21 protein-coding genes and 1 pseudogene are annotated in these 19,730 nt (G+C 71.5%); 13 read left to right on the top strand and 9 right to left on the bottom strand.

What is annotated here, in order from left to right; all coding sequences use genetic code 11:
* Positions 1-31 precede the first annotated feature (31 nt).
* The 3 genes and pseudogenes from ACFV9T_RS02040 to ACFV9T_RS02030 all read left to right on the top strand — a co-directional run.
* Positions 32-406: pseudogene (locus ACFV9T_RS02040) on the top strand (helix-turn-helix domain-containing protein); the annotation flags it as partial.
* A 192-nt stretch (positions 407-598) separates the two neighbouring features.
* A complete protein-coding gene (locus ACFV9T_RS02035; RefSeq protein ID WP_385436154.1) occupies positions 599-1,960 on the top strand; it encodes a histidine-type phosphatase in 1,362 nt (453 codons plus the stop codon).
* Between the two features lie 231 nt (positions 1,961-2,191).
* Entirely contained in the window at positions 2,192-3,820 is a 1,629-nt protein-coding gene (locus tag ACFV9T_RS02030; protein WP_385436153.1) for an IS200/IS605 family accessory protein TnpB-related protein, read from the top strand.
* Here ACFV9T_RS02030 and ACFV9T_RS02025 read toward each other — a convergent pair.
* From ACFV9T_RS02025 to ACFV9T_RS02010, 4 genes are all read right to left on the bottom strand, one after another.
* Positions 3,817-4,569, bottom strand: coding sequence for a TetR/AcrR family transcriptional regulator (locus ACFV9T_RS02025; RefSeq protein ID WP_385436152.1), 753 nt, complete (start codon positions 4,567-4,569; stop codon positions 3,817-3,819). The two genes, ACFV9T_RS02030 and ACFV9T_RS02025, sit on opposite strands and share 4 nt — an antisense overlap.
* A 16-nt stretch (positions 4,570-4,585) precedes the next feature.
* Positions 4,586-5,344 (bottom strand): SDR family oxidoreductase, encoded by a 759-nt coding sequence (locus tag ACFV9T_RS02020; RefSeq protein ID WP_385436151.1) that lies wholly within the window; start codon positions 5,342-5,344, stop codon positions 4,586-4,588.
* Positions 5,345-5,431: 87 nt separating this feature from the next.
* A complete protein-coding gene (locus ACFV9T_RS02015) occupies positions 5,432-6,469 on the bottom strand; it encodes a zinc-dependent alcohol dehydrogenase family protein (RefSeq protein WP_385436150.1) in 1,038 nt (345 codons plus the stop codon).
* Positions 6,470-6,508: 39 nt separating this feature from the next.
* The gene (locus ACFV9T_RS02010) at positions 6,509-7,771 is read right to left on the bottom strand and encodes an MFS transporter (protein ID WP_385436149.1); all 1,263 of its coding nucleotides are present in this window, start codon (positions 7,769-7,771) and stop codon (positions 6,509-6,511) included.
* 139 nt (positions 7,772-7,910) lie between these two features.
* Between ACFV9T_RS02010 and ACFV9T_RS02005 the strand changes: the two genes are divergently transcribed.
* Positions 7,911-8,843, top strand: coding sequence for a helix-turn-helix transcriptional regulator (locus ACFV9T_RS02005; protein WP_385436148.1), 933 nt, complete (start codon positions 7,911-7,913; stop codon positions 8,841-8,843).
* A gap of 76 nt (positions 8,844-8,919) precedes the next feature.
* The gene (locus ACFV9T_RS02000) at positions 8,920-9,825 is read left to right on the top strand and encodes a helix-turn-helix transcriptional regulator (RefSeq protein WP_385436147.1); all 906 of its coding nucleotides are present in this window, start codon (positions 8,920-8,922) and stop codon (positions 9,823-9,825) included.
* 66 nt (positions 9,826-9,891) lie between these two features.
* On the opposite strand, the gene ACFV9T_RS01995 is transcribed toward ACFV9T_RS02000, so the two are convergent.
* A complete protein-coding gene (locus tag ACFV9T_RS01995; protein ID WP_385436146.1) occupies positions 9,892-10,842 on the bottom strand; it encodes a phosphotransferase in 951 nt (316 codons plus the stop codon).
* Between the two features lie 116 nt (positions 10,843-10,958).
* Here ACFV9T_RS01995 and ACFV9T_RS01990 point away from each other — a divergent pair, with 116 nt between their 5' ends.
* The gene (locus tag ACFV9T_RS01990) at positions 10,959-11,198 is read left to right on the top strand and encodes a DUF6411 family protein (protein WP_385436145.1); all 240 of its coding nucleotides are present in this window, start codon (positions 10,959-10,961) and stop codon (positions 11,196-11,198) included.
* A 27-nt stretch (positions 11,199-11,225) separates the two neighbouring features.
* Here ACFV9T_RS01990 and ACFV9T_RS01985 read toward each other — a convergent pair whose 3' ends face one another.
* Together ACFV9T_RS01985 and ACFV9T_RS01980 are read right to left on the bottom strand one after the other, a co-directional pair.
* Positions 11,226-11,540 carry a hypothetical protein gene (locus ACFV9T_RS01985; protein ID WP_385436144.1) on the bottom strand — a complete coding sequence of 105 codons (315 nt, stop codon included), beginning with the start codon at positions 11,538-11,540 and terminating at the stop codon, positions 11,226-11,228.
* Between the two features lie 149 nt (positions 11,541-11,689).
* Entirely contained in the window at positions 11,690-12,907 is a 1,218-nt protein-coding gene (locus ACFV9T_RS01980) for a DUF6777 domain-containing protein (RefSeq protein WP_385436143.1), read from the bottom strand.
* Positions 12,908-13,197: 290 nt separating this feature from the next.
* Between ACFV9T_RS01980 and ACFV9T_RS01975 the strand changes: the two genes are divergently transcribed.
* The gene (locus ACFV9T_RS01975) at positions 13,198-14,076 is read left to right on the top strand and encodes a universal stress protein (RefSeq protein WP_385436142.1); all 879 of its coding nucleotides are present in this window, start codon (positions 13,198-13,200) and stop codon (positions 14,074-14,076) included.
* A gap of 45 nt (positions 14,077-14,121) precedes the next feature.
* Here ACFV9T_RS01975 and ACFV9T_RS01970 read toward each other — a convergent pair whose 3' ends face one another.
* Positions 14,122-15,147: a 6-phosphofructokinase gene (locus tag ACFV9T_RS01970; RefSeq protein ID WP_385436141.1), complete on the bottom strand. Its 1,026-nt coding sequence runs from the start codon at positions 15,145-15,147 to the stop codon at positions 14,122-14,124.
* 196 nt (positions 15,148-15,343) lie between these two features.
* Here ACFV9T_RS01970 and ACFV9T_RS01965 point away from each other — a divergent pair, with 196 nt between their 5' ends.
* From ACFV9T_RS01965 to ACFV9T_RS01950, 4 genes are all read left to right on the top strand, one after another.
* Entirely contained in the window at positions 15,344-15,508 is a 165-nt protein-coding gene (locus ACFV9T_RS01965; protein WP_009716632.1) for a hypothetical protein, read from the top strand.
* A gap of 184 nt (positions 15,509-15,692) precedes the next feature.
* Entirely contained in the window at positions 15,693-16,547 is an 855-nt protein-coding gene (locus ACFV9T_RS01960) for an RNA polymerase sigma factor SigF (protein WP_385436140.1), read from the top strand.
* Positions 16,548-16,730: 183 nt separating this feature from the next.
* Entirely contained in the window at positions 16,731-17,561 is an 831-nt protein-coding gene (locus ACFV9T_RS01955; protein WP_385436139.1) for an RNA polymerase sigma factor SigF, read from the top strand.
* Between the two features lie 38 nt (positions 17,562-17,599).
* A complete protein-coding gene (locus ACFV9T_RS01950; protein ID WP_385436138.1) occupies positions 17,600-18,451 on the top strand; it encodes a hypothetical protein in 852 nt (283 codons plus the stop codon).
* A 13-nt stretch (positions 18,452-18,464) separates the two neighbouring features.
* Here ACFV9T_RS01950 and ACFV9T_RS01945 read toward each other — a convergent pair whose 3' ends face one another.
* The gene (locus ACFV9T_RS01945) at positions 18,465-18,665 is read right to left on the bottom strand and encodes a hypothetical protein (protein ID WP_385436137.1); all 201 of its coding nucleotides are present in this window, start codon (positions 18,663-18,665) and stop codon (positions 18,465-18,467) included.
* Between the two features lie 200 nt (positions 18,666-18,865).
* Here ACFV9T_RS01945 and ACFV9T_RS01940 point away from each other — a divergent pair, with 200 nt between their 5' ends.
* Both ACFV9T_RS01940 and ACFV9T_RS01935 read left to right on the top strand, forming a co-directional pair.
* On the top strand, positions 18,866-19,351 hold the full coding sequence (locus tag ACFV9T_RS01940) for a MarR family winged helix-turn-helix transcriptional regulator (RefSeq protein WP_385436136.1): 486 nt from the start codon (positions 18,866-18,868) through the stop codon (positions 19,349-19,351).
* 8 nt (positions 19,352-19,359) lie between these two features.
* The coding region (locus ACFV9T_RS01935) for an MFS transporter (protein ID WP_385436135.1) at positions 19,360-19,730 on the top strand (371 nt) is incomplete at its 3' end.

The raw sequence follows: 19,730 nt of genomic DNA, 5'->3' as shown, positions 1-19,730 counted from the left end.
CTCCCTGGATCGGCTCGCCCGCCGCGAGGCGATGCGCCCGGCCGAGGGCCCCCGCCGCCGCACCACCGGCCTGCGCCGGGAAGAGGTGGCCGCGCTCGCCGGTATGTCGGTGGACTACGTCGTACGCCTCGAACAGGGCCGCAGCAGCCAGCCCTCGGTCCAACTGCTCGGCGACGCCCCGGCCCTCGTCCTGTCCGACCTGGGCGAGGTCCTCGCCCAGAACCGGGCCGCCCTCTTGCTCGCGGGCGACCACACCAGCTACTCCGGCGACCGCCGCTACATCGCCTACCGCTGGTTCACCGACCCCGCGGCCCGCACCGTCACCCCGCCCGAGGAACAGGAACGCCAGGCCCGCCAGCTCGTGGCCGACCCGCGTGCCGCCATCGGCCGCCGGGGCAACGGGCCCAACGGCACGGTGAACGGTCCTCTTCCGTACGCCGCTTTCGTACGCCACATCGCCGTGGGTCGACGTGGGGTTCACGTATGTCCTACAACTGAGCCATCTATCGTTTAGATGACCGTTCCTTCCGGTTGCGAGCGTGCAGCGTCTTGTCCTATCGGTCCCGACTGCCTCCCGCTTGCCCGTTAAGGACCCCTCATGAAGCGAATTATCACCTCCGGCGTCGCCCTCGCCGCGACCCTGACGGCCCTGGCCCTGGTCCTGCCCGGCAGCGCCGCCGCCACGCAGGACCGGGCGGACGCCTCCGGCCCGCACTACTACACGACGAAGACGCCCTACGGACCGCAGGAGAGCGCCCGGGACTACCAGCCCGTGCCGAAGGGCTTCGCGCCGGTCTTCACCGAGAACGTCGCCCGCCACGGCTCACGCGCCATGACCGACAGCGGCGACGGCGACGCGGTGCTCGCGGTGCTGGACAGCGCGAAGGACCAGGGCGCGCTGACCCCGCTCGGCGCGAAGCTCGGCCCGCGGGTGCGGACGCTGCTGAGCGGTGCCACCACGATCGGCTACGGCAACCTCTCCGGCCGGGGCGCGCGGGAGCAGCGCGACACCGCGCTGCGCATGGAACGCCGACTGCCCTCGCTCTTGTCCGACATCACCGCCGACCACGAGCCGATCGAGGTCGAGACGTCCGGCGTGGCCCGCGCCGTCGCCAGCGCCGACGCCTTCACCGACGGGCTGACCGCCGGTGACCCGGCGCTGGCCGGGCTGATTCAGGAGCCGGTGACCAACAAGGACCTGCTGTACTTCCACAAGCAGCCGCAGAACGCCGACTATCAGGCCTACCTCGACGACGATCCCGACCTGGCCGCGGTGATCGCCAAGATCGACGGGCAGGCGGATACGGCGAAGGCGGCCACCCACGTGGTCTCCCGGCTGTTCGGCGAGGACTTCGTGGCGGCGATGTCCGGGGACGACCGGGTCTCGTTCGCCCGGTCGTTGTACGAGCTGTACAGCGCCGCGCCGGATCTGCGCGCGGAGGCCCCGGGCGTCGACCTCGACCCGTTCCTGGCGCCCCGGGACGCCCACTGGTTCGCGTACCTCGACGACGCCGAGGAGTTCTACCAGAAGGGCCCGGCGTTCAAGGGCCGCACCATCACGTACGACATGGCGAACGTCCTGCTGGACGACCTGTTCGCGGAGGTGCGGGCGAAGGCGGACGGCACCAGCGACAAGGGCGCGGTGCTCCGCTTCACCCACGCGGAGGAGATCGAACCGCTCGCCGTCCTCCTCGGGCTGCCGGGCAGCACCAAGGGCGCGGACGTGAACCGGCCCTACACCTACGGGAACAACCCCTGGCGCGGCGCGGACGTCGCCCCGATGGCCGCCAATGTGCAGTGGGACCTGTACGGGAGGACCACCGGGCGGGGCACCCAGTACCTCGTGCGCATGCTCTACAACGAGAAGGAGACCGCGTTCAAGGCCTCCTGCGAGCCGGTGGCCAAGGGCAGCCGCTTCTACGACCTGAACGAGCTGGAGCGCTGCTACCACCGCGGCTGACGGCGGCCGCCGGGGAACAGCGACGATAGGGGTGGCAAGCAGTTGTTGGTTGAGTGTGTATGAGTGCGTTCTGGCGTGTGTGAGTGAGTATCCGGGCTGTGGACTGCGCGATTCCACAGGAGGGAACGGGGGTTCCCTGATCGAAAGCGTGACCTTTTCGCGGGTGTGGTCGTTGGGTGGGTGATGGGCGTGTTGCCGCCGGGCTCGCGGAACGGGAGGGAGGGGGACGGGGTGGGTGTGCTGCGTGAGCTGTCGGCGCCGTTCGTCGTCCCCGGTCCGTCCGGTGTCGCGATCCGTACGCGGCTCAAGGGCCTGACCGCGAGGGACGAGGAGGCGCTGCGGCTGATCGGCGCGCATCTTGGAACACTGGCTGCGCGCGACCTCAAGCGGCGCTGTGCCGAGGGGCTGGAGCACTCCGCGGACTCGTGGGCGGCGCGTAAACGCGCTGTGACCGGGGATTCCTCGTCGCGGTGGGCGGGCAGTATCACCAAGGCCACGCACGACCAGTGGGCGTTATCGCGGCGTGCGCAGTACGCCCACATCCAGACTCTGGAAGCCGGTGTGCGCGCCATCGCGGACCGGTTGTCGCTGCCGGTGGGTTCGAAGGGAACGAAGCGGAGCCCAGGCGGCTACCGCACCCGGCAGGAGTGGTTCACCAAATCGCGCCGCCTGCGCCTCCTGCGGGACCGGCTCGCTGCCGCGCGTGCCGACCGCGAAGCGGGCCGTGTGCGCGTGGTGCGAGGGGGAAAGCGGCTGGCCCGCAACCGCCACTACCTCGCACAGGCGCAGCTCACCGAGGCCGGGTGGCGGCAGCGGTGGGAGGCTGAACGCTGGTTCCTTCAGGCCGATGGTGAGAGCGGGAAGCGGCTGGGGAACGAGACGATCCGCGTCAGCCCGGACGGTCAGGTCAGTATCAAGCTTCCGGCGCCGCTGGCGCATCTGGCGAACGCAGCGCACGGCAGGTATGTCCTCACCGGCGCTGTCGCCTTCCGTCACCGGGGTGTGGAGTGGGCCGACCGTGTGGCGGCGAACCGGGCTGTGGCCTACCGCATCCATCTGGACGTGGCCCGCCACCGCTGGTATATCACCGCCTCCTGGGCGATCCCCCAAGTCAAGACCATTCCACTGGCCCACGCCCGCGCCGGTGGCCTGATCGGCATCGACACCAACGCCGACCACCTCGCGGCGTGGCGCCTGGACAACTGCGGCAACCCGGTCGGCGACCCGCGCCGGTTCGCCTTCGACCTGAACGGACCAGCCACCTACCGCGACGCCCACGTACGGCACGCGCTGGTGCGCCTGCTGCACTGGGCCAAGCGCCACGGCCTGAGCATCGCGATCGAGGATCTGGACTTCCAGGCGGACAAGACCCGCGAGAAGCACGGGCGGCGGAAGCGGTTCCGCGAGCTGATCTCCGGCATGCCCACCTCCAAACTGCGGGCACGGCTCGTATCGATGGCCGCCGAGCTCGGCATCACCATCGTGGCCATCGACCCCGCGTACACCTCCAAGTGGGGCGCCCAACACTGGCAAAAGCCCCTCACCAGCCAGAACAGGAAGACCACTCGCCACCATGCGGCAGCGGTGGCGATCGGAAGGCGCGCCCTGGGGCACCCGATCCGGCGACGGACGGCACCGCCCCCGCACCACCAGAGCGATGGTGCGGGGCATCGGACCGTCCAGGCCGCATCGGGCCTCCCGGGGCGTGAGGAAACCCGCCCCCGCATTCCCGGACCACGGACACGATCCGTCGACGCCGGACGCGGAGCGAAAGCGGGCGACCAGGGTGCCCAACACCGTCCGGGGCACCCGGCTGAGCACGAGTCCTGGAACCAGGACTCACTACCACTCAGTCTTTAGGAACGGTTCGAGCCCTGGGACGACTGAGCCGCCTCCTCGGGGGCGTTCCACAGGTCCCGGAGTTCGGCCCAGTGCGGTGCCGGACCCGGAAGGGCGGTGGGCGGGTCGGCGGGCGCGGCCGCCGGGGTGCGCAGCCCGGCGAGGACCAGGTCGAGGTAGCGCAGGTGGAGCGCGGTGGCACGCTCCCCGGTGAGGGGCATCCGCGCGGTGAGGTGCTCCAGCAGCAAGGGGATGTCGGCGGAGGTGAAGTCGGCCCGCAGCACCCCGGCCCGGTGCGCGGGCGCCACCAGGTCGTCGAGGGCGGACCGTAGCCGTGCGGCGGCGTCCGCGACGTCGTCCGTGGCCGGTAGCCGCCCGCCGATCAGGGGGAGCAGCGGACCGCCGGGGTCCTGGACGGACAGCGCGTCCCGCAGGAAGCGGGCGAAGGCCGCCCAGGGGTCGGGCTCTTCGGCGAGGGCCGTACGCACCTGGGTGACGAGCTGTTCCATCGCCACGATCCGCATCCGCTGGGCCAGCAGTTCCTTGCTGGGGTAGCGGCGGTAGAGGCTGCCCATGCCGATACCGGCGCGACGGGCGATCTCCGATACGGGGGCGTCCCAGCCGAGTTCGGCGAAGACCTCGCGCGCGGCGCGCATGAGGCGGGCGTCGTTGCGGTCCGCCTCCCGCTGTCGGCCGCGCGGCGTACCGGCGTGCGGCATACCGGCGTGCGGCGTACCGGAGTGTGCCGTACCGGCGTGCGTGTCACCCATGGTGCGGCATTCTTCCCTACGCCCGCGCCACGTTGAGGCCCCCGTCGACGGTGAGGATCTCGCCGGTGACGAAGCCCGCCTCCGCGCCGACGAGCATGGCGATCGCGCGGGCCACGTCCTCCGCCTCCGCGACCCGCCCGAGCGGCGTACGGTCCGCCAGCCTCCGCTTGAACTCCTCCGGCATCCCGGCGCTGGCCTCGGTGCGGACGAAGCCCGGTGCCACGACGTTGACGTTGACGCCGAGCGGACCGGCCTCGTGGGCGACGAAGCGGGCGAAGGTGTTCAGCGCGGACTTGGCGGCCCCGTGGGCCGCCATGCCCGGGGCGGGCGGACCGTCGGCCACGGCGCTGGAGACGTACACGATCCGGCCCCGCCCCTGGGCGCCCATGACGGCCAGCGCCTGCTGGGTGAGGGTGTAGACGGACGCGAGTTCGTCCGTCACCTTCGCCTTGAAGTCGTCCCAGGCGAGGTCCCGCACGGGGGTGGGGACGAAGCTGGCACCGGCGTTGCAGACGAGGACGTCCAGGCGCCCGTCGACCGCAGAGCGCCGGAGGAGTTCGGCCGCCTGGCCGGGGTCGTGCACATCGGCTCGCAGGGCGAGGGCTTCGCCTCCGTCGGCCTCGATGAGCTTGACCACCTGGTCGGCCGCCTCGCGGTTCGAGAAGTAGTTCACGGCCACGCGGTAGCCGCGGGCCGCCAGCTCCAGCGAAGTCGCCGCGCCTATCCCCCGGCTGCCGCCGGTCACCAGGGCCGTCGGCCTGGTCGTCGCCTTCATCTGTCCTCCGTCTGGGCGGAACGGGTTCATGGTGCGGCGACCTTATCGGAGCGGAGCGCTCCGTTCCAAAATTCCGACGGGAGCGCGTCAGGGCTTGATGAGGACCTTGAGGCTCGTGCGGTCGGCCATGTCCCGGTATCCGGCGGGGACGCCGTCGAGGCCGGTCGTGGCGTCGAAGACCTTCCCGGGCTCGATGGTGCCGTCCAGGATGTCGGGCATCAGCTCCGCCATGTAGGCGCGCGCCGGGGCGGGTCCCCCGGCCAGGCGGATGTTGTGGGCGAAGAGGCTGCCGAAGCCGATCGGCGCGTCCTCGTACTGCGGAACGCCGACCCGGCTGATGACGCCGCCCGGGCGGACGACACCGACCGACTGCTCGTACGCGGGCATGTTGCCGACCGCCTCCAGGACGACGTGGGTGCCGTGGCCGCCGGTCAGCTCGCGGACCCGGGCGATGCCCTCCTCGCCACGGGCGGAGACGACGTCGGTGGCGCCGAACTCCCGGCCGAGGTCGGTACGCGCCTGGTGGCGCCCCATCAGGATGATCTGCTCGGCGCCGAGGCGCTTCGCCGACAGCACGGCCATGAGCCCGACCGCCCCGTCGCCGATCACGGTGACGCGGGTGCGCTCGCTGACGCCGCCCGCGACGGCGGCGTGGTAACCGGTGCCGAAGACGTCCGAGAGGGTCAGCAGGGACGGTATGAGCGCCGAGTCGGCGGCGACGGGGAGCCTCACGAGCGTGCCGTCGGCGAACGGCACCCGGACCGCCTCGGCCTGGCCGCCCTCGTCGGGCTCCATGTCCCAGAAGGTGCCGTGGACGCAGGACGTGTGCAGCCCCTCCCGGCAGAACGCGCAGGTGCCGTCCGAGAAGGCGAACGGGGCGACGACCAGGTCGCCCTTCCTGACGGTGGTCACGTCGGAGCCGGTGGCGTCGACGACGCCGATGAACTCGTGCCCCATCCGGGCGGGACCGTCCGCCGGGGACATCGAGCCGTACGGCCACAGGTCGCTGCCGCAGACGCAGGAGGCGGTGACGCGGACGAGGGCGTCGGTGGGCTGCTTGATGACGGAGTCCGGTACGTCCTCGACGCGGACGTCACCGGCCCCGTACATGAGGGTGGCGCGCATGAGTGTTCTCCTCGGGGTGGTGCGTGATGGGTACAGGTGTTACGCGTGGTGTGCGACGACGCGTGACGCGGAGCGGCGGCGCTGGATGACGGCCATGGCGACCGTGGGCACGAGGGTCAGCGCGGCGATGGCGGCGCCGACCACGGCGGGTCCGGTGGCCCTGAGGGTGGAGTCGAGGGCGTATCCGGCGATCCGCGAGCCGAGCGCGGTACCGACGTTGAACGCCGAGACGACGAGCGCGGACCCGAGGGTGGGCGCCCGGCCCGCGTAGCGGACGCCCAGCGAGATCAGCACCGGGTTGGCGCCGAGCCCGAAGAGCCCGAGCAGGGCAACCAGCGCGGCCGTCGGCGCGGCGTAGCCGGAGAGCAGGCAGATCGCCAGCAGCAGGACCGTGGTCACCGCGGCCGCGACGATCGTCGTCGCGTGCGGGCGCCGGTCTCCGATACGGCCGCCGACGAGGAAGCCCGCCAGCGCGCCGACGCCGAAGCCGACGAGCACCAGCGGTACGAGACCGGCGTCAAGACCGGCCCGCTCGGTCAGCAGCGGTGAGATGTAGGAGTACGCGGACAGGACACCGCCGGTCGTGGTCGCGCAGGCCGCCAGCGCCAGCCACAGGCGGCCCGACCGCAGGGCGGACAGCTCGGACCGTACGGACACCGTCTGCTGACCGCCGCCGCCGTCGTCGTGCGGGACGCAGCGGGCCATGAGCGCCATGGCGGCCACCGCGAGGACCGCGAGGGCCCAGAACGGTCCCCGCCAGCCCATGAGCTGCCCCGCGAACGCGCCGAGCGGCACCCCGACGACATTGGCGAGCATCGCGCCGGAGCCCACGACGCCCAGGGCGCGGGAACTCGACGCGGGACCGGCGGCGTCCGCGGCGACCACGTTGGCCACCGCCCAGAACGCTCCGGTCGCCAGCGCCGTCAGAAACCGCGCCGCCAGCAGCAGCCCGAAGCTGGAGCCGAGCCCGACGACGACATGCCCGGCCGCGAAGATCCCCAGGGCGAGCATCAGCGTCAGCCGCCGGGGCAGCCGCAGCGTGAGCATCGCCATCAGCGGCGCGCCGACGATCATCCCGGCCGCGAAGACCGTGATCAGCATTCCGGCCTGGGCCATGCCCACGCGCAGATCACCGGCGATCTCCGGCAGCAGGCCCGCCACGACGAACTCGGCCGTGCCCATCAGGAACGTGCCCAGCGCCAGCGCGTAGACGACGGGAGGCAGCCGGGCGGGCGGCCGCGCGTGGTGCTCCGGTACGCCGGTGGGGGCGGGGGCCGGGAGGGTCCCTCCTCGCGTGCTCATTACTTCGTCTCCGCAACGGTGGTCGTGATCGAGGTGCTCGGCCCACGAAACCGCTCGCGTCGCGCCCGAGGAAGGCTGCGTTTATGGGGGGTACAAGCTCAACCTCCCTCCCCGGATGTCCGTGACTACCGTGGAACGCATGGACCACCCAACCGGCGACCGCACCGGCAGCCGTGCCAGCGACCGCGCCGACAACCGCTCCGAGATCCGGGACTTCCTCGCCAGTCGGCGCGCGAAGATCACCCCGGAGCAGGTCGGGCTGCCGACCAGCGGCCGTCGCCGGGTCCCGGGGCTGCGGCGGGAGGAAGTCGCGGTGCTCGCCGGTGTGAGCACCGAGTGGTACACGCGGCTGGAGAAGGGCCACATCAGCGGCGTATCCGAAGACGTGCTCAACGCGGTCGCCCAGGCCCTGCGGCTGGACGAGGACGAACGCACCTATCTGTTCGACCTGGCCCGCGCGGCCCGCCCCGCCCGCCGCACGCCGTCCCGTCGCAAGGACGTCGAGGTTCCGGGGCCCGTGCAGTGGCTGCTCGACTCCGTCGCGCTGTCCGCCGCCTTCGTACGCAACGGCCGCATGGATGTCGTCGCGACCAACCCGCTGGCCCGGGCCCTGCACGCGCCGATGTTCGACAGCGAGACCACCGACCGGCGCGGCCGCGCCAACATCGCCCGCTTCCACTTCCTCGACCCCGGCGCCCACCACTTCTTCGTCGACTGGGACGCCGCCGCCCGCACCACCGTCGCCCTGCTGCGCGCCGAGGCCGGGCGCGAACCCCACGACCGGGCCCTGCGCGACCTCATCGGCGAGCTGTCCACGCTCAGCCCCGACTTCCGCACGATGTGGGCTGCGCACGACGTCCGCATCCGCCATGACGGCATCAAGCCCCTGCAGCACCCGGATGTCGGCCGTCTGGAGCTGACGTACCGGTCCCTGGACCTGCCCACGTCCCACCGGTCGGTGCACGAGCTGACCTTCTACACCGCCGAGCCGGGCAGCGCCTCCGAGGACCGGCTCAAGCTCCTGGCCAGCCTGGCGGCGGAGCCCGCCCAACGCCAGACGAGGCGCGTGTAGCCGTCCGGCGAGCCTGGGTCCAGCTGGGCCACCCTGACCCCGTACGGCGCGCCCCCGGCCCTTCGATACTGGAGGGATGGAGCACAACCGCGAACTCGGCGACTTCCTGCGCTCCCGTCGCGCACGCCTCACCCCCGACGCCGCCGACCTGGCGCCCGGGCCCGGTGCGCGCCGTGTTCCCGGGCTGCGGCGCGAGGAGGTCGCCCTGCTGGCCGGTGTCAGCACCGACTACTACACCCGCCTCGAACAGGGCCGCCATCCCCACGTCTCCGAGGCCGTGCTGACCTCCGTCGCCCACGCCCTGCGCCTGGACGACGACGAACGCGACTACCTGTTCACCCTCGCCCGGCCCCGCCCCGCAGGCCCACACCGCCGCCGTACCGCCCGCGCCGCGCGGGCCCGGCCCGCGGTGCACCGGATGCTCGACGTCCTGGGCGAGGTCACCCCCGCCTTCGTCACCGACCACCGCCAGGACGTGATCGGCTCCAACCGGCTCGCCCGCGCCCTGATCACCGACTTCGACGCGCTGCCGTACCGGGAGCGCAACTTCGCGCGGTTCGTCCTGCTCGACCCGGCCGCCCGCGAGCGGTACGAGAACTGGGACGAGGTCGCCGAGATCGTCGTCGCCAACCTCCGCCTGGTCGCCGCGCACCACCCGGACGACACGCGGTTCAACGAGCTGATCGGGGAGTTCCTCGTCAAGGTGCCCGAGTTCCGCGCCTGGTGGGACACCCACCGCGTCGCCCAGTGCGCCCACGGCGAGCAGCACTTCCGCCACCCCACCGTCGGGAGCCTCACCCTCCACCACGAAACCCTGGCCTTCCCCGCCGACCCCGACCAGACCCTCTGCCTCTACACGGCGGAAGCGGGCTCGCCGTCCGCCGAAGCCCTGGCCCTGCTCGCCAGCTGGAGCGCCCCCTCAGCGCCCGCGCCCACGCACGCACCCGCGCCCGCCCCGACTCGCAAGGAAGAGCACCGATGACCACGAGCACCCCCGACCACCTCCGCCTCCTGTGGCTGTAGACGCCTTGTGGGCGCGGAGGTGGTGTCAGTCGGCCAGGCCACCGGCGAACGGCAGCGTGCGCCACTGGTCGACGGCCGGTTTCACGTAGTCCGCCAATACGGGCAGCTGCGGCGTGAGCGCGAGGCAGGAGATGGCCCGCAGCATGCCCACGGCGTTCACGAAGCGCATGACGTCCTGGTTCAGCGGCCTCATTCCGTTGCGCTCCGCGCCACGGTTGTACGCGGCTTCGAGGTCGGGCCCGAGACCGGCCAGGTCCCATTCGACGGGGCCCAACGTGACCAGCTCGAAGTCGGCGTAGAGGTCCCCGTCCGCCCCGGAGAAGATGTTCGCGGGCGGGGAGTCGCCGTGGACGGGCTGGAGATCGACCCCCGGGAACCTCGTCTCGAAGACCGTGCGCGAGCCCGTGAGCGGCTCCAGCACCTGCCACTCGCGGCGTGCGCGGTCCAGATCGGCCGGGCTGAGCAGGTCGGGGCGCTTTTCGAGCAGAGCGAGACTCTCCGCGATGAACCGCGGTTCGGCCGCGGACAGATACGACAGGCGGCCCGGGTAGGCGCGCATCGCGGCGTGCAGGTCGGCGACGCTTTCGGAGTTCGCCGCGTAGTCGGGCTGTTTGTCCCGGTCCTCCTCGACGAACTGCCAGAACGTCATCGAGAAGCCGTCACGCTGAACGGGTTCCCGTGGCACGAGAGGGCTCGGCGGGATCACGGGCGTCCCCTGGTCCGCGAGCCACCGGGTCACGTCCAGTTCGGTCCGCTGGCGGGCGGCCTGGGTCGCGAGGTCCGCGGAGGGCGGCAGGACGGTGGGGACCCGGACCACCACCGGCGAGGGCGCGAGATGGACGACGACGGAGAACAGGTCATGGAGGACCGCGGCGTCGGTCACGGTGAGGCCGAGATCGCGGCCTGCTCCGACCGCCGCGTCGAGGGCGGCGGAGGAGCGGCGGGCGATGTGTTCTGATGTCAGGAAATCGGTCATCGCCTGATCGTTCCATGCACGAAGTGGACTGGGAAGATGGGCAGTTGCCGGGGCGGGCATGCGGCCGGGCAAGGCGGGTACCCGGCGGGCACGCCTCTACAGAGGAGTGTTTCACCATGATCTTCGCCATCGTTGGCATTTGCGTCGTCCTGGCGGTGCTGGCCTTCTTCGTCCCGCGCCTGTCCCGCCACCCCGAACGCGGCACCCAGCGCACCCTGGGCGCCGGAACCCGCGCGGGCTACAAGGCCCCCGGCATCCTGGGACGGATCTTCAGCAAGCCCTTCCGCAGCAGCTCCAAGGCAGTTGGCCGCAGCGGCGCCGCCGGTCGCCGCGCCCGGGGCCGCATGCCGTTCTAGAGAGCCGCGCCACGGCGACCGTCTGTCTCAGTCGCCCTTCAGGCCGCGGTCTTCGAGTACACCCGCGCACTCTTCCGGCACCACGCTCGTCGTGACAGTGATATTGCCCGAGAACCCTTCCCGCACCTGGCGATCGGCCTCGGCGCGGGCCCGCTCGATGTCGTCGGCGATCTGTCGGCAGTCCACGGTGTGCGTGGCTGCCGGCGTCGGGGTCGGCGTCGCCTGCTCGTAGGGGGAATCAGGCTTCTGCGCGTACGGCTCGGCGGTGAGGACGGAGGTGGCGGCGAGCCCGGCCAGGCACAGCCCCGCCCAGGCGGCGATCGCGGTATGCGCGGCCTTCACCGGAGCCCCGCTCGCGGCTTCTCGCGTAAGGCGGCTATCGAATCCGAGGACATGCCGCACAGCATGCCGTAGCCGCAACGCCGCAGCCGTCCCCGGTCCGGTTGTTCCCAGACCGGGGACGGCTTCTTGGTGCTGCTCTGCCCCGAGGGTTACTGCGGGGGCTGCGGCGGGGGCTGTTGCTGTGGTGGCTGCTGGGGTGGAGGTTGCTGTGGAGGGGGCGGAGGCGGGGGTTGCTGTGGAGGGGGCGGAGGCGGGGGTTGCTGCTGGTTCTGCTGGGCCGGATCCGTGGGCTGCTGCGGGGGCGGGGGCTGCTGGTTCTGCTGGGCCGGGTCGGACGGCGGCTGGGACGGCGGCTGCTGCTGCGCCGGATCCGACGGCTGCTGCTGCCCAGGGTCGGACGGCTGCTGCTGGCCCGGGTCGGACGGCTGCTGCTGACCGGGGTCCGTGGGCTGCTGGGACTGATCCGGCGGCTGGGACGGCTCCGCCGACGAGGTCTCGGACGGACGGATCGTCTCCAGGCCCAGCGGCGAGTGGCGCTTGATCCTCTTCGGCGCCTCCGCCAGGTTCGGGGCGTTCTGCTCGCCCGGCATCGCCAGGTACTTCGGGTAGCGGGCCGGGGACAGCACCACGTCCCGCCCCTTCTTGCCCTTGGCCTCACCGATCACCCGCCGGAACAGCTCCGACTTGCCGACCGTCACCAGGGTGAGCCGCTTGACCGCGTCCGGGGCCGGGCGGATGACGGTGACCGCGTTACGGGAGAAGCCGGACCATTCGGGACCGGTGAACTTCGTCTCGGCGTCCTTCTTCGGGGCCGCCGCCCTGATGGGGTTGCCGGAGGCGCACTTCACGACGGGCATGCCCCGCCGGTCGACGAGCACCGCGGTGCCCGCCTGGAGCACGGTGGCCGCGGGTTTCACCCGGCCCTGGTAGCCGTACGTCCTGGCATAGGTGTCCGAGCGCAGGACGACACCGGAGAGCCGGTGGACGTAGACCGGTACGCGCTGCGGCCGGATGTGCTGGACCCGGCTCCAGGCGGCGGCCTTCTTCGGGGACGCCTTGAGGTCGCGGATCAGTTCCCGCCGGTCACAGGGCTGGCGGCCCGGGACTCCGGAGTAGAGGCCGGGGGTGTCGCCCTGGAAGGCCCGGCCCCCGTTGGAGGGCGAGACCACATGTCTGCGGTCATGGCCGATGGCCGGGGTGAACGCCGGTACCGAGGTCTTCCCGACCGGTTCGCGGCGGTATTCCGCCGCCGCGGCCCGCGCGGAGGGGGTGACCGTCCCCAGGACCGCCACGGCGGACACGACGGCGACGGATCCGGCGGCAAGTCGTGAGCGGCGCGAGGTGAGATGCCAAGAGATCGAGCGCATGTCCGTTTCCCTTCCGTCGACCCCATCCTGCGCTCGCCCCTCACGCCGCCGCGTCCCCCGAACCCCGGACATCCGCCCCCACCTTCGGGGGACGCCTCCGGCACCCCCATTCGGCGCCCCCGGCGCGACAGGGCCGCAGACGCAGAACCGCCCCCGGTCCGGTGGCCCGGACCGGGGGCGGCCGCTGCCCCTCGCGGTTCAGTCGGGGACTCATCACGCACATCGCGGATATATCCCTCGTATCTAGACTAAACGCAAAACCCCATCCACGCTCCGGGAGGGAGAACGCGATGACCGGCCCTGTCGTCGCGGGCGTCGACGGCTCACAGCGCAGCCTGGTGGCGGCGGAGTGGGCGGCGCGGGAGGCGCTGCGCCGTGGGGCCGGGCTGCTGCTCGTCCACGCGGGTCCCCCGCTGCCGCGCAGGGTCTCCCCGGTGCCCGGGGTGGACGCGTGGCAGCAGGTGGGCGAGCAGATGCTGCGGCGGACCGTGGACGCGTTCCTGGCCCGCCACCCCGGCCTCGACGTCGAGGGGACACACACCGACACCGAACCCGACGAGGCCCTGCTCGCGGCCTCGGCGGACGCCGGACTGCTGGTCGTCGGGGCGCGCGGCTGGGGCGGCTTCGACGGCCTCGCGGTCGGGTCGGTGGCGCTGCGCGTGGCGGCCACCGCGGACTGCCCCGTCGTGACCGTGCCCGACCCGGCGGCGCGGCCGCCGGACGCGGAGGGGGCGGCGGACGAGGTGGTGGCCGGTTTCGCGGCGCACGCCCCGGCGGACGAGACGATCGGCTTCGCCTTCCGCGCTGCCCGGGAGCGGGACGCCCTGCTGCGGGTCGTGCACGCCTGGGCGCTGCCCCCGGCCTCGCCGTCCGCCTGGATGCTGACCGTGCTGGAGGAGGACCGCGGCCTGTGGGAGGACCAGGAGAGCCAGGCGGTCTCCGACGCCCTGCGGGGGTGGCGGGAGAAATACCCTCAGGTCACGGTGGTGCCGGATGTGGTGCTGCTGGGCCCGGCCCAGGCGCTGGTGCGGGCGTCGGAGCGGGCCCGGCTGCTGGTCGTCGGACGCCGTACGAGCCCACGACCGGCCGAGCGCCGCCTCGGCCCGGTCACCCACGCGGTCCTCCACCACGCCCACTGCCCGGTAGCCGTGGTCCCGCACCCCGCCTGACCGCAGGCGCCTCGCCCGAAGCCACCTCTCACCCGAAGCCGCCTCTCACCCGAAAAACACGCCGAACTCGGCGTAGAGCGCGGGATCCACGGTCCTGATCCCGGCCGCGGCCTCGGCGAGCGGTACGCGCACCACGTCCGTACCGCGCAGCGCGACCATGACCCCGAACTGGCGCTCCTTCACCGCGTCGACCGCGCGCAGCCCGAAGCGGGTGGCCAGCCAGCGGTCGAAGGCGCTGGGCGTACCGCCGCGCTGTATGTGCCCGAGCACGGTGGTGCGGGCCTCCTTGCCGGTGCGGTCGGCTATCTCCCGGGCCAGCCACTCCCCGACACCGGACAGCCGCACATGGCCGAACTCGTCCAGCGCCGAGTCCTTGACCACCATCTGACCCTCCTTCGGCACGGCTCCTTCCGCCACCACCACGATCGGCGCGTACCTGATCTTGAAGCGGCTCTCCACCCAGCCGCAGACCTGGTCGACGTCGAAGGGCTGCTCGGGTATGAGGATGACGTTGGCGCCGCCCGCGATGCCCGAGTGCAGGGCTATCCAGCCCGCGTGGCGGCCCATCACCTCCACGACCAGGGTGCGGGTGTGGGACTCGGCGGTGGTGTGCAGCCGGTCGATGGCCTCCGTGGCGATGTTGACCGCGGTGTCGAAGCCGAAGGTGCTGTCGGTCCCCGCGACGTCGTTGTCGATGGTCTTGGGCACGCCGACCACGTCGATCCCCTGCTCCGCGAGGGCCGCCGCGACCCCGAGCGTGTCCTCGCCGCCGATGGCGATCAGCGCGTCCACCTCGTAGTCCGCGAGGGTCTCCCGGACCCGGCGCACCCCGTCCTCGCTGGCCAGCGGGTTGGTGCGGGAGGACCCGAGAATCGTCCCGCCACGGGGCAGGATGCCGCGCACGGCCGGTACGTCCAGCGGCACGATCCCGCCGTCGAGGGCGCCGCGCCAGCCGTCCCGCACCCCGACGAAGTCGAGGCCGTGCACCTCGACGCCCTTGCGGACGATGCCGCGGATCGCCGCGTTCAGCCCAGGGCAGTCACCGCCACCCGTCAGCACTCCCACCCGCATCTCCGCCTCCCTCCACGGCCTTCGATGCCCGCCCCGCCTCCAGAGTCCACCCATCGTCGCCCGGGCGCCCACTCCACGGAGTCCGCACCTGTGGATCACCTGCCAGATGATCGGACTGATAAGACTGATGTTTGTGCGGTGTGGATAGACTCCGCCGCGATTACCTCAGGGGACACGGCGGGAGAGGCAGTACGAGATGGCCCAGGCGAAGAAAATCGCGCTTTACATGCTGATCGTCTTCGTGCTGTACACGATCATCCAGACCCCGGCACGAGCGGCCGATCTCGTCCAGGTGGGGTTCGAGGGCATATCGGAGGCCGCGAAGAGCGTCGGTGAGTTCATGAGCGAACTGGTCAACTGACCCGCCGCCCGGGATCAGCACCCGGGTGATCACCGGCTCCGCCTTCCGAGTACCGACGGAAGCGGCTGCCCCACTATGGGGCAATTTCGCCACCAACACGTAGTAAAGCGGTGCTTGCACACAGTGCACATGTCTTGTGATGCTATGACCGCTTTGCCGGGTGAGTACATCGTGAAGGGGTGGCGTGACCGTGTCGGCCCGTACCGCGCCCAGAACCCCGCCCCAAGGCGATGGCGGCCGAGGTGACGGCGGCAGCGAGAGCGGCAGAAGCCGCGGGGCTGACGCCAGAGCCCTCACCCAGGTGCTCTTCGCCGAGCTGTCCGGCCTCACCGTCGGCACCCCCGAGCACAACCGGGTGCGCGACGCGCTGATCGAGGCCAACCTGCCGCTGGTCCGCTACGCCGCCGCCCGCTTCCGCAGCCGCAACGAGCCCATGGAAGACGTGATCCAGGTCGGCACGATCGGCCTGATCAACGCGATCGACCGGTTCGACCCGGAGCGCGGCGTCCAGTTCCCGACCTTCGCGATGCCGACCGTGGTCGGCGAGATCAAGCGCTACTTCCGCGACAACGTCCGCACCGTGCACGTACCGCGCCGCCTGCACGAACTATGGGTGCAGGTCAACGGCGCGACCGAGGATCTGACGGTGCTGCACGGCCGCTCACCCACCACCGCCGAGATCGCCGAACGGCTGGGGCTGGGCGAGGACGAGGTGCTGGCCTGCATCGAGGCCGGGCGCTCGTACCACGCCACCTCACTGGAGGCCGCCCAGGAGGGCGACGGGCTGCCGGGGCTGGTCGACCGGCTCGGCTACGAGGACCCGGCGCTCGCCGGAGTCGAGCACCGCGACTTGGTGCGCCACCTCCTCGTACAGCTGCCCGAGCGGGAGCAGCGTATTCTTTTGCTCCGTTACTACAGCAATCTGACTCAATCTCAGATCAGCGCCGAGTTGGGTGTCTCACAGATGCATGTGTCGCGGCTGCTGTCCCGCAGCTTCGCCAGGCTGAGATCCGCAAATCGGATCGAACCGTCATCGTGACGGGGGACCCCCGCCCCGCCCCTTCGGCGCTGTAATGTCGACATGGCGCTACAGCGTGTTGCCGACATGTGACATTCTGCTGGAGTCGCGTTTGCCGCGGCCCGACCTCCGGTATTCAGGGGGAGGCTGCGTTTGAACGCGGAGAGCGCAACTGGGATCCGTCCGCGACCTCAAGGGGGTGGCATGTCCGTAGAACTGGGCAGCTCGAAGGTGCTCACCAACGACGCACCGCACGTGCTTGACGACTGCGACGCCATCGACACCCGCACCCTCTCTCGCTCCCTCTTCCTGCGGCTTGCCGCACTCGACCGGGACAGCGAGGAAGCCGGGTATGTACGTGACACCCTCATCGAGCTGAACCTGCCGCTGGTTCGCTACGCGGCGGCCCGGTTCCGCAGCCGCAACGAGCCGATGGAGGACATCGTCCAGGTCGGCACGATCGGTCTGATCAAGGCGATCGACCGTTTCGACTGCGAACGGGGCGTGGAGTTTCCCACGTTCGCGATGCCGACCGTCGTGGGCGAGATCAAGCGCTTCTTCCGCGACACCAGCTGGTCGGTACGGGTGCCGCGGCGGCTGCAGGAGCTGCGGCTGGCGCTGACCAAGGCCAGCGACGAACTGGCCCAGCGGCTCGACCGCTCCCCGACCGTCCCCGAGCTGGCCGCGGCCCTCGGCGTCTCCGAGGAGGACGTGGTCGACGGGCTCGCGGTGGGCAACGCCTACACCGCGTCCTCGCTGGACTCCCCCTCCCCGGAGGACGAGGGCGGCGAGGGCTCCCTGGCCGACCGGCTCGGGTACGAGGACAGCGCCCTGGAGGGGGTGGAGTACCGCGAGTCGCTCAAGCCGCTCCTCGCCAAACTGCCCCCGCGCGAGCGCCAGATCATCATGCTCCGCTTCTTCGCCAACATGACGCAGTCCCAGATCGGCGAGGAGGTCGGGATCTCCCAGATGCATGTCTCCCGGCTGCTCACCCGGACCCTGGCCCAGCTGCGCGAGGGACTCATCGCGGACTGACCCTGTACTCCTGACGGGCCGTCAGCCACACTGGCCCGATGCGACCAGCGGGGAGCCGGACAACGGGCCGCCGAGGCACGGCAATCGCCGCCTCGGCGGCCGCGCTGTGCCTGGGCGCGCTGCTCAGCGGCTGCGCCGGAGACGGCGGCGGCCATGTCGCGACCGGGGCGGCCGGTCCCGGCGACGGGCGGGCCCCGACGAAGGCCGTCCCCCCGGAGGGCGGCGTGGACCTGGTGCCGCTCGATCAGGACGGCGGTGGCACGAACAGGAAGAACACGGACGGGAAGATCAGAGGGAGCGGGGCACCGGAGACCGCCGGTACGGGCGGAGCCCAGGGCAGCGCGCCCCCGACCGCAGGGTCCGGCACGCCCGCGCCCACCGCACCGTCACCCCAGCGGCCCTCGGCCACCACCAGCCCACCGGGCACCGGCGAAGCGGGCGGCGGCGGCGATACGAGCCCCACCGGCGGACGTACGAACGACGAGCCCGCGCCCTCACCCTCGCCCTCGTCCGGCGCCACGTCTCCCGCGCCCTCCACCCCGTCCACGCCCAGCGGACCGGCCACCCTGAAGGTCGGCGACCCCGAGCGCGAGGCGACCGACGAGCGCTGGTGCGAGAAGGTGACCGTCGAGTTCCGCAACACCGGTGGGCTGCCCGTCATGTCGGGCACGGTGACGCTGTCGACCCACGTCATCGACACGCTCGGCCTCGACTGGGCGACGCTCACGTCGAAGAGGAAGCTGCCCGCGCCGATCGGCGCGGGTCAGAAGCGGGAGCGGACCTGGAAGGTGTGCGTGGACGCCTGGCGGGTTCCGCTGGGGATGCACATCGAGACCCGGGACGTCTCCGTCGACTGGAAGCCCTGGAAACCCCCGAAACGGGCGTCCTGAACGGACGGGCCGGTCAGCCCAGCGCCAGCCAGGCCACCGCCGCGACGATGACGATCGCGGCGACCACGCCGACGATCACGCCGACCCGCGAGCCACCGCTCGCCGGGGCCGCCGTCTGCGGCTGCCGTCCGCCCTCGTCGACGAACGCACGGAACATCTGAGTGGATCCGGCCGGATCGGGGTTGCCGTTAGGGCTCTGCGGGTTGTTCGCCATGGGCCCAGACCCTAGCGAACGAGCGGATTCCCGCCCACCCCTGGGTCACACGAGGCACCACACACCTCAAGGACCCCATTTGACTGACAAGAGGACAAGCCTTTAAGGGGAATTTACCGCCCCAACCCACCCTGTCATTTGCCTGTAGCAACTAACTTCTTCTATGGTTGCCTAAAGCAACCTAAAGTCAAGGAGGTGCGATGGCAGCGCAGAGCCGGTACGAAGAACTGGCCCGTCAGCTCAGCGCCATCGGCACCGTCAAGCGCGACCTCGGCCGGGCCCTCCCGGCCGACTGCCCGGCCGGCTCGGCCGTCGTCCTCATGCTCCTCGACCGCTACGGCGAGATGCGCATGAGCAAACTGGCCGAGCTGCTCGGCATCGATATGTCGGTCACCAGTCGCCATGTGGCCCATGTCGTCGATCGCGGCTGGGTGGATCGCACGCCCGACGTGCTCGACCGGCGCTCGCGGCTGCTGAGCATCAACGCCAGCGGATTGAAACTGCTCAGCCAGGTGTCCGAGCGCTACACGGAGGCGCTCGCGTGCCGCCTGAGCGACTGGTCGGACGACGACGTCGGCCGCCTCAACGAACTTCTGGCCCGGCTGCGGACGAGCTTCGGTGACACCCGGCACCGGCTCCTGCCGCACCAGGTCGAAAGCACTACCCGTACACCTTCGCAAAGTTAAGGACATTCATGGCAACGACCACACCGGACGGCGGTGTGCGGGGACCCGCGGGCGGCCCCGCCCACGCCAAGCATGGCGGAGGAGGACACCGCGGCCCCCACGGCCACGGTGCCGACGACGCGGCACCGATGAGCCACCGGCAGATCATGGAGGCGCTGTCCGGGCTGCTGCTCGGGATGTTCGTCGCGATCCTGTCGTCGACCATCGTCTCTGCCGCGCTTCCCGAGATCATCGCTGATCTCAACGGCAGCCAGTCCTCCTACACCTGGGTGGTCACCGCGACCCTGCTGGCCATGACGGCCACCACCCCGCTGTGGGGCAAGCTCTCCGATCTGTTCAGCAAGAAGCTGCTGGTCCAGATAGCCCTGGTGATCTACGT

This window comes from Streptomyces sp. NPDC059850 (genome assembly GCF_042731515.1).
GTDB lineage: Bacteria > Actinomycetota > Actinomycetes > Streptomycetales > Streptomycetaceae > Streptomyces.
This window is presented reverse-complemented; position numbering and strand designations above follow the sequence as displayed.